Below are 16183 nucleotides of genomic sequence, written 5' to 3'. Positions count from 1 at the left end.
GGGTTAAGCCTCGTTGACTGATTGAGTATTGGTTTGAGTGAAAAACGCGTTGTCGAAATCATGGTTTGCCATCACGTGTGCGTTGCAATCGCCTGCTTGCAGTGGCATCAGCGTCAAGCCGTAACGGAACTCGTCCATGTACACGCGGTAAGAGTCGAGCACTTCGCTGCCCCATGAGTTCGAGCCTAACCCCATCACTTGATGGTCAAGGTTAAGGGTGATGTAGCCACTCTTTTCTAGCTCGATCGTATGTTGCGCTTCATGCAGATTTTGGTTGGTGTAGAACCACGCGCTGAAGTTGATTTCTTGCTGAGGTTTCACCAATAACCCTGTGCCATGACGGTTCGTGAGCGATGCCCAGCGCACGTGTTGGCGGTTGCCGTTGTTTTGCGGGAACGGGTAGTTCTCGAACATGTCCTCGACGGTGCTGTGGTAAACATCAATGAGGTTAGCTTGGCGACTGTCTTGGTAGTTTTCTTCTGGGCCGCGACCGTAGTAGCTCACTTGGTCAAAGCTGCCGTTGATGCCCAAATCCAAGCCGATGACCGGAATCACGTGAGGGTAGTCGCCGTAGCGCTCGCCACTCAGTTCCACGTTCAAATGGCCTTGAGCATTGATTTGATAGCGATAGGTACAACGCATGCCAAAATCAAAGACCGGCGGCGCAATGATGCTGGTGGTTGTAATCAAGACGGAATCATCAGTTGCTTCCACAGCAAGTGTGCGGAAGTGCTCCTGCATGATTTGCAGATGCGCTGGGTGCCACAAACCTTCATACTCTTGTTTGTGGTTATCAATCATCGGTTTGAAGAAGTTCAGTCTCGGCTCAGATTGAATGATCTCTTCGCCATTTACGCGCCAAGAAGTCAGCTTGCCGTTTACTTTGGAGAAGGTAAGCGTGAAGTTATGACCTGTGATCACGTGCTCTAGGCGGCTTTCTTCAAGCACCAAGGGTTGAATATTGTGGTTGACCAGTGCAGGCAACGTCGCGGTGTTTTCTTTCAGTTGGAACTGATACACCGCAATTTCATGGTTGGCTTCGCTGTAAAGCGTGCGACTGTCTTTGCGTACGGTGAAGTTAACAAAGGCTTCGCGTTCATCCAATTCTGGCAAGTCGATGGTCACTTCACGTTCGCTGTTGGCGACCAAAGCTTTGACTTTGAATTGCACGCTATGCAGGGTTTCACCTTCGGCACGCATGTCAGCAGTAATGGTGTAATCATCGAGGTTGGTGAACCACAATTTGTTCTCAACGATGAAGCGGTCATGGCAACCTTCAACGGCGCGGATTTTCACCGGTGCAATGACTTGTTTGTACTCTTTCAGGCCTGGGCCCGGGGTTTGAACTGGGTAAATCAGACCATCCATACAGAAGTTGTAGTTGTTTGGGTAGTCGCCGTAATCGCCGCCGTATTTGTAGAACTCTTGGCCGTGTTCATCACGCGCTAGAATGCCGTGATCACACCATTCCCAAACGTAGTGACCTTGAATGTGGTCGTGCGCATAGAACACGTTTTGGTATTCGGTTAAACCACCCGGCCCGTTACCCATCGCGTGTGCGTATTCGCAGATAATGCGTGGCTTCTCGTGTGGGTGTTCGCCAAAGTAATTCATCAGTTGAGCGCGTGAGTACATAGTGGAAATCACATCCACCACTTCAGCATCGCGGTCTTCTTCGTAGTGAACCAAACGGGTGTCATCAATTGCTTTGGTCGCGGTATACATCGCACGGATGTTACAGCCATAACCCGATTCGTTACCGAGTGACCACATGATGATCGATGGGTGGTTTTTCTGTGCGTGCACATGGCGCACTGCGCGATCGACAAACACCGCTTCCCAAGCAGGATCATTGGTGATACGGCTCAGGTCGCCAACGTTGGCAAAGCCGTGGGTTTCCACATCGGTTTCTGCCATCACAAACAGGCCGTAAATATCACATAACTCGTAGAAGCGTGGGTCGTTCGGGTAGTGTGCGGTGCGAACTGAGTTGATGTTGTGTTGCTTCATCAAAATCAGATCTTTTTCCACGCGATCCATACCCACTGCGCGACCTTTTAGGTGGTCGTTGTCATGACGGTTTACACCATGCAGCATCACGTATTGATTGTTGATGTAGAAAAGGCCATCACGCACTTTGATATCACGGAAACCCACGCGTTGTGGGATCACTTCCACTACGTTGCCTTGGTGATCTTTTAAGGTGATGAACAAGTGGTAAAGGTAAGGGTTTTCAGCCGTCCAATGCGTTGGGCTCACCATATCAATCGCAAAGCTTGTTGAGTGGTGGTTTTGGATAGTCAGTGAATCGCATTGACCACTGGCTACGACAGTGCCTTTGTCATGCAGCGCGTATTCCAGCGTATAGCCTGACGCGATAGCGGTGGAAAGGTTTTCTAATTCGACTTGAGCACTGAGCATCGCACTTTGGTAATCGTCGGCGAAATCGGTGCGAATGGTGAGATCTTGGACGTGAATCTGCTCTTTGCCCATAAGATAAACATCGCGGAAGATCCCCGCCGTCCACCACATGTCTTGGTCTTCAATGTAAGTGGAATCGGCCCACTGCATCACTCGTACAGAGAGTAAGTTTTCGCCTTGTTGGACGAACTTGGAAATGTCGAATTCCGCTGTGAGTCGGCTGCCTTTACTAAAGCCGACGTACTCGCCGTTTACGTACACTTCAAAGTAGGTTTCCACGCCGTCGAACTTGATGATGGTTTGTTGGTTATCCCACTGTGGACCAAGTGTAAATGTGCGTTGATAAGCGCCCGTTGGGTTGTCGGTTGGTACAAACGGGACGTCGATCGGGAATGGGAAGCCCTCATCGGTGTATTGCAGATCGCCGTGGCCTTCCATTTGCCACATGTTTGGGACGGTAATGTGTCCCCAGTCGTTCATTGTTTGTGAGTAAAACTCATCAGGTACCAACATTGGGTTGGTGAAATAACGGAATGTCCATTGGCCGCTGAGTAACATAAAGCGGCGACTCAGTTCACGTTGAAAGGTTTGTGCGCTTTGAACAGAGTCGTAGGAGAAAAAGTACGCACGCGGTGCCATACGATTCTCGTGTAAGTGTTGGAAGTTTTCCCAATTGTTCACGTTTTGATCTCCCCTCGGCTTGGTGCGCTTATGTTGGAATGCGAATTGGTTTCATCCGGCTCAACATCAGTGCAAAAACAACGGCCGATGTATTGTGAAAAATGCTTATGAATAATCTGAGAAAGATATTAGTAAAAGTTTTACTAAAATAAATTAGTGAAAACGTTTTACTCTAACTTGATCACGTTTTAAATGACCAATGTTGAGCAAGATGTGATCAGCGTAAAGGAATGCGTTCTAGATTGTTTGGGAAAGTAAAAACAGTAAAAATTCGGTAGAAAATAAAAGAAGAAATAAAAAAGCACTGAAAATTCAGTGCCTTATTTGAACAGTTTTGAGGGTGTTTTTATCGAGTTGTGCCGCGTAGCTTGAGCTTGCTTGGAACATACACTTGAAGGGGCAGTGCGCGTCCGTCACGGTATTTTTCTACTAACAAGTTCACGCCTTGAATCCCCATCATTTCAGAATGAATACGAACGGTAGATAGAGGAGGGAAGGTAAAGCGCGCGGTAGGAATGTCGTTCACGCTGATCAGCGCAATATCATCAGGAATGTTTAAACCAAACTCATGCACTGCTCGTAACACACCAATCGCAATGGAGTCCGAAGCAATGAACATCGCTTTTGGGAAATCGCCTTTGGTCAGCATCTCTTTCGCTAAGTCATAACCGGACAAGCTAGAGAAATCGCCACGATAAATGTCGTCTTCAGAAACCACACCTTTTAGACTGCCGTAGTCCACAAACGCATTTTCACGAATGTCTGCGGTGTTGGGTTCGTCTTGTCCACCAATAAAGCCGATGCGTTCATAGCCTTGTTGTACAAAGAAATCAACCACTTGCTTGCTGATTCTTACAAGGTCGATATCAACGCAATCGTAAGGACTAGTTGGATCTGAAAAGTCAATGTAACAGATGCTATCGGCTAGGCGTTTAGGTAACTTATTGACCACCTTTTGGTCGACTTTCCCGACTAAAAGGACACCCGTGATCTTTTGCGTTTCAACATCAACTTCGCTGTTGTAGCAATTGGTTAGCGTAATGCCGAGTTTGTCGCACTGAGTTTCAATCCCATGACGAATCGACAGGTAGTACGGGTCATTCACTTCTGCTTCTTGTTTGTAATTGTACAAGGCCAAAAAGTGATGTTTTTGCTTGGCTTCTTTGGTGGCTTTCTTCGAGCTGCTGGTGCGGTACTCCAGCTTTTCTGCGATTTCTAAAATGCGGCGTTTGGTCTCTTCTTTAACGCTCAACGTCGGATCGTCATTCAAAACTCGCGATACAGTTGCAAGTGAGACGCCCGCTTCAGTGGCGATATCTTTTAGTGTTGCCATGTACATTTCCCGTTGGCATTGCTCACAGTCCAAGTGAGAACTCAATAATCTGGCTATTGTAAACAGCTACTTAGGGATGCACAAACTTTTAGTAAAATCGTGCGATCCACGCAAGAGAGCGGTATCTGCTCGACTCATCTTCACTGCTCATCATCCTCCTGGTTTAATTTAACTAAAGTCAGCATCTAAAATAAGGCTTTTGTGTAATTTTGTGGAAGCGTTTACACAATTTGAATTCGATCACGGATCTGGATCGAGATTGGTTGCTAGACTTTTAGCCAGTTAAGAAATGGGCGTACCGATTCGATGCAATGGCGATTGGCTTTTAGCGCATCAGAGTGAGGTGTGAACAGAAAGCAGCAAACGTGGAGAAGCAAAAGTGAAAGTTCTTGTCACAGGCGGTATGGGATATATCGGTAGTCACACTTGCGTTCAGATGATTGAAGCGGGAATAGAACCTATCATCGTCGACAACTTGTGTAACGCCAAACTGGAAGTGTTAAACCGTATTGAAGCGCTGACAGGCAAGCAGCCTGCGTTCCACCAAGGTGACATCCGTGACGAAGCCTTTTTGGATACGGTATTCGCGCAGCACGACATCCAAGCTGTGATCCACTTTGCTGGCCTCAAAGCGGTTGGCGAATCGGTGGCAAAACCACTTGAGTACTACGACAACAACGTCAATGGCTCATTGGTGTTGGCGCGCAGCATGCGTAAAGCGGGCGTGAAAAGCATCGTATTCAGTTCATCGGCAACGGTTTACGGTGACCCAGAAATAGTGCCGATTACGGAAGATTCACCAACAGGCGCAACCACCAACCCATACGGACGTAGCAAATATATGGTGGAGCAATACTTAAGCGATCTGTTCCATGCTGAAAACGACTGGAGCATCACCTTACTGCGTTACTTCAACCCAGTTGGCGCGCACCCATCGGGCTGTATGGGGGAAGACCCACAAGGCATTCCCAATAACTTGATGCCATTTATCGCCCAAGTCGCTGTTGGCCGCCGAGAAAAACTCGCGGTATTCGGTAGCGACTACCCAACACCTGATGGCACTGGCGTGCGCGATTACATCCATGTGATGGATTTGGCCGACGGCCATATTGCGGCATTGAAAACGGTGGGGGAAACATCGGGTTTGCACATTTACAACTTAGGTACGGGTAAAGGCTCGAGCGTACTTGAGATGGTGGATGCGTTCGCGGCCGCTTGCGGTAAACCTGTGCCTTACGAGTTATGCCCGCGTCGTCCTGGGGATATTGCTGAATGTTGGGCAAGCACGGAAAAAGCAGAGCGTGAACTAGGTTGGAAAGCAACACGCACGGTGGCTGAAATGACCGCCGATACGTGGCACTGGCAGTCAAATAACCCTAGTGGCTATTCCCCGGAGTAATTGCAGTCGCGCGTTGCCATCTGCGCTTCTCACGGTTTTGGGAAGCTGAGTTTGAAGAATTTTAAAGAGTTGAGTAAGTAACATGTCGAATGTCGAATTTAACCCAGTGGATCATCCACACCGCCGTTACAACCCTCTGACTGGGCAATGGATTTTGGTTTCACCTCACCGTGCAAAACGCCCTTGGAGCGGCGCAGATGAAAAGCCCGCATTGGATGAGCTACCAAGCTATGACGGTAAATGTTTCCTTTGTCCAACCAACGAACGTATCTCTGGCGATGTTAATCCAGATTACCAAGGCACCTATGTGTTCAATAACGATTTTGCTGCGCTGATGGTGGATTCACCAGATGCACCGGAGTCAAACAACCCGCTATTCAAAACGCAAGGCGTGCGTGGTTTGAGCCGAGTGATTTGCTTCTCGCCAGATCACAGCAAAACCTTACCGGAGCTGCCAGTGGATAAAATTCGTGGCGTGATTGATACATGGAATGAGCAAATTGAAGAGCTAGGCAAAGAGTACGTTTGGGTTCAGGCGTTCGAAAACAAAGGCGAAACCATGGGCTGTTCTCAGCCGCATCCACACGGTCAAATCTGGGCGAACAGCTTCTTACCAAATGAAATCGAGCGTAAAGAGCACAACCTAAAAGCCTACTACCAAGAGCACGGCAGCAACTTGCTGGTGGATTACGTACAAGCGGAACTCAAAGACGGCTCACGCATCGTGGTGGAAACCGAACACTGGCTGGCGGTGGTGCCTTACTGGGCTGCTTGGCCGTTCGAAACCATGTTGTTGCCGAAAACGCACATTCGTCGCATGAGCGAACTCAGCGATGAGCAACGAGACGATTTAGCGCTAGCGATTAAGAAGCTGACCAGCCGTTACGATAATTTATTCCAATGCTCTTTCCCTTACTCGATGGGCTGGCACTACGCGCCGTTTTTTGACCAGGGCACAGACATCGACCATTGGCAGCTTCATGCACTTTTTTATCCGCCACTGCTGCGCAGTGCCACGGTTCGTAAGTTCATGGTGGGCTACGAAATGCTGGCAGAAAGCCAACGTGACCTTACCGCAGAGCAAGCGGCGCAGCGTCTGCGTGATGTGAGTGATGTCCACTACAAAGAATGCTAAGTCTTTAAATTGGACTGATTACGAATAACGGGATAGCGCGACTTTACAGATAGAAAGTTAGGCTCAACGCGCTATCCCACACAAATTACTATTTTAAGAGAACGTCCCTATGTCTGAACTTATCCAAAATGTGAAAGCGTCATTTGAGCAAGTGTTGGGCTACGCACCTAGCCATATTATTCAAGCGCCTGGTCGTGTGAACTTGATTGGTGAGCACACCGATTACAACGATGGTTTTGTCCTACCGTGTGCCATTAACTACCAAACGGTCGTGGCGGCGGCAAAGCGTGAAGACAATATCGTGCGTGTGGTTGCGGTCGATTACGGCAACGCAGTGGACGAATTCGATATCACGCAAGCCATTACCTTCCAGCAAGACAAAATGTGGGCGAACTACATTCGCGGCGTGGTGAAGTGTCTTCTGGCGCGCGGCTACCAGTTTACTGGGGCGGATATTTCAGTCAGCGGCAACGTACCTCAAGGCGCGGGTTTGAGCTCATCGGCGGCATTGGAAGTGGTGATCGGTCAAACCTTTAAAGTGCTGTTTAACCTTGAAATCAGCCAAGCCGAAATCGCGTTAAACGGTCAGCAAGCCGAGAACGAATTCGTCGGTTGCAACTGCGGCATCATGGATCAAATGATTTCAGCGGAAGGGCGTGAAAATCATGCGATGCTATTAGATTGCCGTAGCCTTGAAACTGAAGCAGTCTCTATGCCAGAAGACATGGCCGTCGTGATCATCAACTCGAACAAAAAACGTGGTTTGGTCGACAGCGAATACAACACTCGTCGTCAGCAATGTGAAGAAGCGGCGCGTATTTTCGGAGTGAAAGCTTTGCGTGATGTGACGATTGATCAGTTCAACGAGAAAGTCGCTGAGCTGGATGAAATGGTGGCAAAACGTGCCCGTCATGTCATCACAGAAAACGATCGTACTGTGGAAGCGGCGCAAGCGCTACGAGCACACGACATGAAGCGTATGGGCGAGCTGATGGCCGAGTCTCATGCCTCGATGCGCGATGATTTCGAAATCACGGTAAAAGAAATCGATACGCTGGTGGAGATAGTCAAAGAGGTGATCGGCGATCAAGGCGGCGTGCGCATGACTGGCGGTGGCTTTGGTGGCTGCATCGTGGCACTTGTACCGCCAGCACTGGTTGATGACGTGAAAGCGGCAGTTGAAGCGAAGTACCAAGCGGCTACGGGCTTAAAAGAGTCGATTTATGTCTGCCAACCCAAAAATGGTGCTGGCTTGGTTGAAGTGCTGTAAGGAATGATGATGAAAGCCTATTTTCAACAACTAGAACAAGCGATGGCGCAAACGCCGTCGTTTGATGGCCAAACTGCGAATCTGATTCATTTGACTAACGCGAATGGTATGACAGCGTCGTTTATGGATATCGGTGCGACGTGGTTGAGTTGCACATTACCGGTAAATGGTGAAAACCGTGAAGTGTTGTTGCGCTCACCAAATATGGCTGAACACATGAAGCAAGACGCTTACTTTGGTTCCATTGTTGGCCGCTTTGCTAACCGAATTGCGAAAGGGCACTTTGAGATAGACGGAGAGAAGTATCAACTTGGTATCAATAACGGTGAAAACTCACTGCACGGTGGGCTGGAAGGGTTTGATAAACGCCGCTGGAAGGTTGAAAAGCAAAATGATCAACAGGTCACTTTTTCACTTCGCTCCCCGGACGGTGACCAAGGCTATCCGGGAAACCTCGATGTGAAGGTGACGTACACGCTCACTGACGAGAATGAACTAGCTATCGCCTATGATGCTAAGACCGACAAAACATCGCCAGTGAATTTAACCAATCATGCTTACTTTAACTTGGCTGGTGAGGCGAGCCGCGCGAAAAGTTTGGATCATACTTTACAGCTCAATGTTGGGCATTACTTGCCAACGGATGCGGGGTTAATTCCTACCGGTGAACAAAAGCCAGTTTCAGGCACCAGTTTCGACTTCACCGAGCCAAAATCGATTGGCCAAGAATTTCTTGCCGAGCAAGATCAGAAAATTGCTGGTGGCTACGATCACGCCTTTGTATTCACGCCTGGAGTGACCGATGGCGTGTCTGTCACTGCGGTTTTAATTGCACCAAAAGAAGATGTGGTGATGAAGGTGAAAACCACCAAACCTGCCATCCAGTTCTATTCAGGTAATTTCTTAGCCGGTACGCCCGGCGCAAGTAAAACTTACGAACGCTATGACGGCCTAGCATTGGAAACGCAGTACTTTCCAGACGGGCCAAACAAACCAGAATGGGGACTCAACAATGGGGTGTTGAGCTCTGGGGATTGCTATCAGCATCAAACTACTTATCAGTTTGAATTTTAGATAGCACTTCTGCCCTTTGAACTTGCAGCGGCAGCGATGCAACTCCAACGACTTTGGGTGTTATGGTGGGCTACATGCCCACCTTTTTTGTTTTTGTCGAAGAGGTTCGAACGATGAGCTCACCCTCTACTTTGCGTTTGTTAGAAAGCAACGGTTGCCCTTCAATCAGTGCCATCAACGATTCGATTGCGAGTTTACCCATGTCTGAGTAGGGCAGTTCAACCGACGTTAATGCTGGAAAGCTTTCAGAGGCGATTTGCTGATTATCGTAACCGACAACGGCAACATCGTGAGGAATCTTCAACCCCAACTCTGCTATCGCTTGGTAGCACCCCATTGCCATATAGTCGCTGCCACAGAAAATCGCTTCTGGCGGCTGCTCCATATTCAGTAGTGCGAGTGTTTGCTGGTGCGCTTTTTTTAGCGACCAGTTTGCATCGACTAAATACTCTGAGTTAGGAATGATGTCTGCATCAATGAGAGCCTGACGATAACCATCGGCACGTTGCTTACTGGCTAGCATCCAACTTTCACCAGACAGCATGGCAATGCGACGATAACCTTGCGTCGTGAGGTGTGAAACTGCTTTGTAAGCTCCAATCATATCGGCCGGCAAAATACTTGGCGTTTCGGTGTGTTCTTCGTTGGTGCAGTTCAGCAGCACAGTCGGTAAGGAAGTTGTGACGCGTTGCTGCCCCAACTCTCGCGTCATACTAGATGCGTAAACCAAGCCTGCGTAATCACCGCCGTTGATCTCCGACTCAATCTTGCTTGCCAACACTTCATCATGGCTGTAATTGAACGTCACCAATACGTAGTCGTTCGACCACGCTTCTTCTCTCGCTGCATTGATGGCATCGATAAATGGGTCATAACTGGTTAAGCCGTTGATCACCAATGCGATCTTTTTAGGGCGTCCCAAAGCATGGGCAACCTTTTTGTTTTTGTAGCCAAGTGATTCTGCGGTTTCGAGCACTTTACGTTTGGTCGCTTCCGCGATTTTTACGGAAGTTGAGCCATTCAATACCAGTGATACGGTCGACTGAGAGACGCCAGCCGCCGCCGCAATGTCACTCATGGTGATTTTTTTAGCCATTCTGCTCTTTTACTTAATTTCGTTAGCTAAAGATATTAGCTAAAGATTAAGCTCGGATCATCCTTTAAAGATTAAGATCACAAAAGTAAGTCAGAGCAACTTAAAAGCTGTGATTTTCACCACGTTTATTCTTTGAACATCTAGTCATTAAATTATTAATTAATATATTAGCTAATATTATTAGTTAATGTTATTAGTTAATAATTTAGTTTTAAGGTGAGTAAGATGAAAAGATGGTCGGAAGAGAAAGCGTGGCAATGGCAAAAAGAGCATGGCTGGCTACGTGGCTTTAACTATTTACCGCGCACAGCGGTTAACTGGAATGAGATGTGGCAAGCGGAATCCTTTGCACCTGAGGTGATGGAGCAAGAGTTAGCTTGGGCGCATGATGTGGGTTACAACACTTTACGTACCAACTTACCATTTATAGTTTGGCAAGCGGATCGCGATGGTTTACATGTGCGAATTGAGCGCTTTCTGGATATTTGCGAACGCAATCAAATCAAAGTGATGCTCACGCCGATGGATGACTGCGGTTTTTCGGGCGACCATCCTTATCTTGGTGAACAAAAAGCGCCCGTACCGGATTTGCACAACAGCCAAGCAGCAGCAAGTCCTGGTCGCAATGTGGTGATGGACAAATCTATGTGGGGTGAGGTCGAAGCGTATATTCGCGACATCATCTCTACCTACAAAAATGACCCTCGAATCGTTATTTGGGATCTCTATAACGAGCCAACCAACCGAATGATTTTCACCACCACGGGTGAGATCGCTTATGACGAAGAAATGGAAATCTTTAGCCATGAGCTGATGGAAAAAGCGTTTGAGTGGGCACGTGAAGAAAACCCAACTCAGCCTCTCACCGTTGGCGCTTGGCATGCGCCAAGCATTCTTGACCGAAGCCTACCGATTTATGAACACCCAACCGATCGCAAAGCGATGGAGCTATCGGACATCATTACTTTCCACGCTTACTTACCACTCGATCTGTTCCATAAAGCCGTTGAAATTGTAGAAAGCTACAACCGACCAATGATGTGTACTGAGTGGCTTGCTCGTCATGCGCAATCGTACATGCACGAACAGCTTCCTGTCTTTAAACAGAAAAACATTGGTTGCTACCAGTGGGGATTAGTGAAAGGAAAAACACAAACGCATCTGCCTTGGCCAGAGATAAAACGTAGCGATGCTAACTATGCGAGTCAATGGTTCCACGATCTGCTTGATGAGCAAGGACAGCCGTATGACGCAAGCGAAGTGCAATTGATCAAAACACTCGCAGAAGTGGATTAATTGCCTGTGAGCCGACTCTGAGAAATGGGTCGGTTTCTTATTTACAATAAAATCAATTGAGACGTGAACAATGACTACTCTACAAAACAAACTCACTAATAAGGAGCTGATGTCTTACTTCGGCTATGGGATAGGCCAGTGCTTTAGCTTTGGTCTAGTCGGCTCTTTTATTCTTTATTTCTATACCGATATTTTGGGCATTTCTCCAATTGCGGCGAGTACGATTTTTTTGATTGCTCGTGTGTGGGATGCGGTGAATGATCCGCTCATTGCCGGATACATGGACACGTTAGACTCTCGCTTTGGTAAATTCCGCCCTTACATGCTGTTTACGCCGGTTCTGATTGTTCTGGTCACGGTTGCCGCTTTCTATAACATCGATGCTGATACATCGACAAAAGTGATGTATGCCGGTATCACTTACATTCTTTGGGGTACGCTTTACACAATTTCTGATGTGCCGTTTTGGTCTATGTCTTCTGTTATGACGGATGAACCGCAAGAGCGAGCAAAAGCGGCAACTTGTGCCATGTTAGGGGTGAATGCAGGTATTGGTGCAACTTTGGTTGTGTTCCCGAAACTGAGCGCTTACTTCGCTGATGGCCGAGCAGATCAGGGTTACTTACCAGCTGTGATTGTGTTGATGATCGCGGGTTTGTTCTTCATGCTGAACGGTTTTTATAACACCAAAGAACGCATCTCGACGAAGAGCTGTGAAAAAGTCACGCTAAAACAAACCTTTCAAGCCGTTCGTAAAAACAAGCCGTTGTTTTTTATTCTGGCAGCGTTTTTCATGAATGTGTTCTTCAATCTGGTGAATGGCTTATACATTTTCTTCTTCACATACAACATGGGTGACGCAGGGTTAGTCTCTCTGATTGGTACCATCACTTTGGTAAGTGCGATTGCGTGTTTGGCTACGCCTGTGCTGACAAAGCGTTTCAAAAAACGTGACATCTTTATTGCGCTGTGTGTTTTAGAGATCATCGCTCGCATTGGGTTCTATTTTACTGGCTATGATAATCCAACGGTCGTGATGGCGTGGTTAGCGGTGATTACAGGCATCTTTATGATGACCAACCCTCTTATCTCGGCCATGATTGCAGACACAGTAGAGTACTCGTACTACCACAGTGGCAAACGTACCGCGGCGATCACGTTCTCGGGACAAACCTTTACAGGCAAACTTTCTGTTGCGGTAGCGGGCGGCTTAACGGGGGTAATCTTGACGATGATTGGCTATGTACCAAATGCGGCGCAAACGGAAACCGCGCTCAGTGGCATGTTCTTCTGTATTGCGTTGCTACCCGCATTGGGAGCTTTAGTGCGCATCTTTATTATGTCTCGCTACACATTTACCGAAGACCAACATGCGATTTTACGAGAAAAATTACATCGTGGTGAGTTTGCGGAAGGCGTTGACGTGAAGTCTGCAAAACCGAACGAAGCCTTGAGCTAGAATCCATATCGTCTCGACAAGTGCTCAAAGAAAAAGCCCGCTCAATAACCTGAGCGGGCTTTTCGTTTTCAATTTACAGGTTATCCACCATCAACAACGCTCAACAGAATTTCTTCGTACTAAAGTTGGGCTAAAAATAATGGTTTCGTCTTCAACTTTTTCGTCACGAGATAGCGCCAAAGCCAAACGGGCGGCGCGTTCTGCCATCATCTCGATTGGGTAGCGAATAGTGGTCAGGCTAGGGTGAACAAAGCGGGCGATCAAGCCATCATCGAACCCGACCATAGATACCTTACTTGGTACGTCAATGCCATTTTGATCCAACACTGCCAGTGCGCCAGCGGCCATGTAGTCGTTGTAGGCCACCACTCCAGTAATCTCCAAAGATTTGGTTAACAGGTTGGTCATCGCAACTTCGCCACCATCACTGTTGGGCTCACCGTATTCGATGTAGCTTTTGGAGAGTTCAATACCATGTTCTTTCAATGCGGCTTGGTAACCTTGCAAGCGCTCATCGGTATCTTCGATATCGTGGGATGAGGCAATGCAAGCGATTTTGCGATGCCCGTGACGAATCAAATATTCTGTTGCGAGGAATGCTCCTTTGCGGTTATCAAGGGAAATACAGCGTTCGGCCAGTTCTGGGATATGACGATTGATAAGCACCATACCTTTCACTTCTTGGGCGTAGCCAATTAGCTCCTCATCAGATAAGCCTTTCGAGTGGATGACTATTGCATCGCAACGGCTGTTGATCAGTAATTCTAGGGCTTGACGCTCATCTTCTGGATTATGGTAACCGTTGCCAATCAAGATATGTTTGCCATTTTCGCGCGCGACATTATCGACGGATTTGACCAGCGTGCCGAAGAAAGGATCGGACACATCACTCACCAACACACCCATGGTATTTGTGCTTTGACTCACCAGTGCGCGAGCTGCGGCATTGGGTCTGTAACCCAATTTGCTCATTGCTTTGGTGACCGACTCTACCGATGATTGACTGGCTTTTGGGGACTTGTTGATCACGCGAGAAACCGTTGCGACCGAAACACCTGCTTCTTTCGCGACATCCTTGATCGTTGCCATATAGAACCTTTAGTGGCTAAAAATTTTGACTGAAAGTATTAAACACCCATTGTGTAATAAGTGCAATTTGATAGAAGATTTGCTTTCGGAAATGAGATCTTTACCACTTGTATTTATTAAGCTTACTGATAGTGTAAACGTTATCTTTTTAGTAAAACTTTACTGGGGTTTTAATTATGGAAACTATCGCTTACTCTGATTTTGCCAAATTAGAAATTCGTACCGGAAAAATCATTGAAGTGGCTCGTCATCAAAATGCAGACAAGCTGTATATTGTGCAAATTGATATTGGTGAAAAAACACTGCAAACCGTAACCAGCTTAGTACCTTATTACACCGAGGAAGAGTTGATGGGCAAACAAGTGGTCGTGTTGTGTAATCTTGCCAAAGCCAAAATGCGCGGCGAAACCTCAGAATGTATGTTGTTGTGCGCAGAAACGGATGATGAATCCGAAAGTGTGTTGCTTACGCCAGAAAGAGCGATGCCGACTGGGGTGAGAATTGTTTAGAGTTTAATCAAGCAAACGTTTTATTGTTCGTGTTTATGTTTTGTGTCTCATTTTATAAATAAATCAATAGGAATATATTCAACTCTATTTATAATCTCCGCGCTTTAAAAACTGTTTAACAGTATGAAAAAAATAGGAAATTATAATGAAAAAAGTATTGCCATTATTGGCTTTAGGTGCAGTGGTTGCTTCAGCGTCAGTTCAAGCAAAAGGTAACTGGTATGTTGGCGCAGATATTCTTAACTCTGATCTTGAAGTTGAAGGTCACTCTTACAGCTCTTCAGCTACAGGTTTGGGTATTGCGGTAGGTAAAGAGCTGCAATATTCAGAAAACTTCAAATTGGCTTTAGAAGGTGAGTACATTTACTACGGTAGCTTCGAAGAAAAAGCATCGGGCGCGGGTAATTGGTTAGAAGCTACTGTTGAAGGTTATTCATTCAACCTTAATGCTAAACCTAAGTACCAATTCTCTGGCACTGGTTTTTATGTTGGTGCTGTTGTTGGTCTAGGTGTAACGGGGGTTGATTTAGAGGCAAAATCAAACCTTTCTGGTCTCACTGGTAAGACTGATGGTAGCGATGCTGGTTTTAACTATGGTGCTGAAGTGGGTTATGAATTTGCTTCAGGTCTGGTTGTTTCTGGTGGCTACCGTGCTTCTACAGTAACCATCGATGTTGAAGGTGGTGGCGATCTTGAATTTGATTTTGACAGCCTGTACGTTGGCGTTGATTACAAGTTTTAAGCTCGCATAAGCAAAACATAGATACTAAAAAGGAGCCGTTAGGCTCCTTTTTTGATTAGATTATCAATCAACTCGTAATGATGCTCTTGCACGCCTGCAAGGTTGCCATATTTAGGTTGGTGGCGGTCATTTTCTTTTGCGTGTTGCCAGCCAATGGTGTGACGCACAAAATGCTCTGCAAACGCATGAGATACTTCCAAGCAACCTGCTAGCACGGTATCGACATAGCTTTGCATGATTGGGCTTTTTACGCACGGTGGTAATGGCTCGTCTTTTACGTAAACCCAGATGCTATGTTCTTGGTTAAAGTTCGCGTCCGTTTCGATTTGCTCTGGCTGAATTTGAATACGATGATAACCACGCTCACGGCGATCGAATTCTGCGAGAGCTTCTTCATTCACTTCGAGTAAAACGCCGTTGACCTGCCCATCGCCTTGGTTTACAACCAGAGGAGACAGAGTGTAGCTGTCATCAATCTTTCCCCAGTAGCGCACTAGTCCATGAGCAATGACGGGAATGGCTTCTCCCGTTTGTCCGGTTAACTTACGTGACGCAGAATTAATCAAACTGCCATAGCCAAATATGTACATCTTCGTTGCATCCCTTAACTGATGGTTGTGTCTCTCACCGTTTATACCTAACCCGCCTCTGAAGCACAACTTTACCTCTTAAGTATAAT

Annotated in this window: 13 protein-coding genes; 8 read left to right on the top strand and 5 right to left on the bottom strand. The window is 47.0% G+C overall.

Going from position 1 to position 16183, the window contains the following annotated elements; genetic code table 11:
- Nucleotides 1-3: 3 nt before the first annotated feature.
- Together ebgA and ebgR are read right to left on the bottom strand one after the other, a co-directional pair.
- Nucleotides 4-3102, bottom strand: a complete 3099-nt coding sequence (gene ebgA / locus F7Y48_RS07230) for a beta-galactosidase subunit alpha (RefSeq protein ID WP_316682979.1) — start codon at nt 3100-3102, stop codon at nt 4-6.
- 346 nt (nt 3103-3448) lie between these two features.
- Nucleotides 3449-4435: a transcriptional regulator EbgR gene (ebgR, locus tag F7Y48_RS07225; protein WP_316682978.1), complete on the bottom strand. Its 987-nt coding sequence runs from the start codon at nt 4433-4435 to the stop codon at nt 3449-3451.
- Nucleotides 4436-4814: 379 nt separating this feature from the next.
- Here ebgR and galE point away from each other — a divergent pair, with 379 nt between their 5' ends.
- The 4 genes from galE (at nt 4815) to galM (ending at nt 9313) form a co-directional block, all read left to right on the top strand.
- Entirely contained in the window at nt 4815-5834 is a 1020-nt protein-coding gene (gene galE / locus F7Y48_RS07220) for a UDP-glucose 4-epimerase GalE (protein ID WP_316682977.1), read from the top strand.
- 82 nt (nt 5835-5916) lie between these two features.
- Complete coding sequence (locus F7Y48_RS07215) at nt 5917-6969, top strand: UDP-glucose--hexose-1-phosphate uridylyltransferase (protein WP_025570897.1); 1053 nt, start codon at nt 5917-5919, stop codon at nt 6967-6969.
- A 109-nt stretch (nt 6970-7078) separates the two neighbouring features.
- The gene (gene galK, locus F7Y48_RS07210; RefSeq protein ID WP_316682976.1) at nt 7079-8239 is read left to right on the top strand and encodes a galactokinase; all 1161 of its coding nucleotides are present in this window, start codon (nt 7079-7081) and stop codon (nt 8237-8239) included.
- Between the two features lie 9 nt (nt 8240-8248).
- Entirely contained in the window at nt 8249-9313 is a 1065-nt protein-coding gene (gene galM / locus F7Y48_RS07205) for a galactose-1-epimerase (protein ID WP_316682975.1), read from the top strand.
- 70 nt (nt 9314-9383) lie between these two features.
- Here the strand turns inward: galM and F7Y48_RS07200 are convergent, their stop codons facing one another.
- Entirely contained in the window at nt 9384-10409 is a 1026-nt protein-coding gene (locus tag F7Y48_RS07200) for a LacI family DNA-binding transcriptional regulator (RefSeq protein WP_316682974.1), read from the bottom strand.
- A 225-nt stretch (nt 10410-10634) separates the two neighbouring features.
- On the opposite strand from F7Y48_RS07200, the gene F7Y48_RS07195 reads away from it, so the two are divergent.
- A complete protein-coding gene (locus F7Y48_RS07195; protein WP_316682973.1) occupies nt 10635-11705 on the top strand; it encodes a cellulase family glycosylhydrolase in 1071 nt (356 codons plus the stop codon).
- Nucleotides 11706-11775: 70 nt separating this feature from the next.
- Nucleotides 11776-13164, top strand: coding sequence for an MFS transporter (locus F7Y48_RS07190; protein WP_316682972.1), 1389 nt, complete (start codon nt 11776-11778; stop codon nt 13162-13164).
- A 90-nt stretch (nt 13165-13254) separates the two neighbouring features.
- On the opposite strand, the gene F7Y48_RS07185 is transcribed toward F7Y48_RS07190, so the two are convergent.
- On the bottom strand, nt 13255-14253 hold the full coding sequence (locus F7Y48_RS07185) for a substrate-binding domain-containing protein (protein ID WP_140371753.1): 999 nt from the start codon (nt 14251-14253) through the stop codon (nt 13255-13257).
- 176 nt (nt 14254-14429) lie between these two features.
- Between F7Y48_RS07185 and F7Y48_RS07180 the strand changes: the two genes are divergently transcribed.
- Nucleotides 14430-14762 (top strand): tRNA-binding protein, encoded by a 333-nt coding sequence (locus F7Y48_RS07180; protein ID WP_005494151.1) that lies wholly within the window; start codon nt 14430-14432, stop codon nt 14760-14762.
- Nucleotides 14763-14907: 145 nt separating this feature from the next.
- Nucleotides 14908-15504, top strand: a complete 597-nt coding sequence (locus F7Y48_RS07175) for an outer membrane beta-barrel protein (protein ID WP_048625919.1) — start codon at nt 14908-14910, stop codon at nt 15502-15504.
- 38 nt (nt 15505-15542) lie between these two features.
- Here the strand turns inward: F7Y48_RS07175 and F7Y48_RS07170 are convergent, their stop codons facing one another.
- Entirely contained in the window at nt 15543-16094 is a 552-nt protein-coding gene (locus F7Y48_RS07170; protein ID WP_104974861.1) for a gamma-glutamylcyclotransferase family protein, read from the bottom strand.
- Between the last annotated feature and the right edge of the window lie 89 nt (nt 16095-16183).

Origin of the sequence: Vibrio sp. 2-1-2a (assembly GCF_032648565.1) — a bacterium.
Lineage (GTDB): Bacteria > Pseudomonadota > Gammaproteobacteria > Enterobacterales > Vibrionaceae > Vibrio > Vibrio diabolicus.
The sequence above is the reverse complement of the archived record's forward strand: the minus strand, read 5'-3'. Positions and strand labels throughout refer to the sequence as shown.

What these genes read in the sequence shown, in the direction of transcription:
- ebgR (WP_316682978.1), bottom strand. Translation starts at nt 4,435, where the DNA reads ATGGCAACACTAAAAGATATCGCCACTGAAGCGGGCGTCTCACTTGCA.
- F7Y48_RS07215 (WP_025570897.1), top strand. Translation starts at nt 5,917, where the DNA reads ATGTCGAATGTCGAATTTAACCCAGTGGATCATCCACACCGCCGTTAC.
- galK (WP_316682976.1), top strand. Translation starts at nt 7,079, where the DNA reads ATGTCTGAACTTATCCAAAATGTGAAAGCGTCATTTGAGCAAGTGTTG.
- galM (WP_316682975.1), top strand. Translation starts at nt 8,249, where the DNA reads ATGAAAGCCTATTTTCAACAACTAGAACAAGCGATGGCGCAAACGCCG.
- F7Y48_RS07200 (WP_316682974.1), bottom strand. Translation starts at nt 10,409, where the DNA reads ATGGCTAAAAAAATCACCATGAGTGACATTGCGGCGGCGGCTGGCGTC.
- F7Y48_RS07195 (WP_316682973.1), top strand. Translation starts at nt 10,635, where the DNA reads ATGAAAAGATGGTCGGAAGAGAAAGCGTGGCAATGGCAAAAAGAGCAT.
- F7Y48_RS07190 (WP_316682972.1), top strand. Translation starts at nt 11,776, where the DNA reads ATGACTACTCTACAAAACAAACTCACTAATAAGGAGCTGATGTCTTAC.
- F7Y48_RS07185 (WP_140371753.1), bottom strand. Translation starts at nt 14,253, where the DNA reads ATGGCAACGATCAAGGATGTCGCGAAAGAAGCAGGTGTTTCGGTCGCA.
- F7Y48_RS07180 (WP_005494151.1), top strand. Translation starts at nt 14,430, where the DNA reads ATGGAAACTATCGCTTACTCTGATTTTGCCAAATTAGAAATTCGTACC.
- F7Y48_RS07175 (WP_048625919.1), top strand. Translation starts at nt 14,908, where the DNA reads ATGAAAAAAGTATTGCCATTATTGGCTTTAGGTGCAGTGGTTGCTTCA.
- F7Y48_RS07170 (WP_104974861.1), bottom strand. Translation starts at nt 16,094, where the DNA reads ATGTACATATTTGGCTATGGCAGTTTGATTAATTCTGCGTCACGTAAG.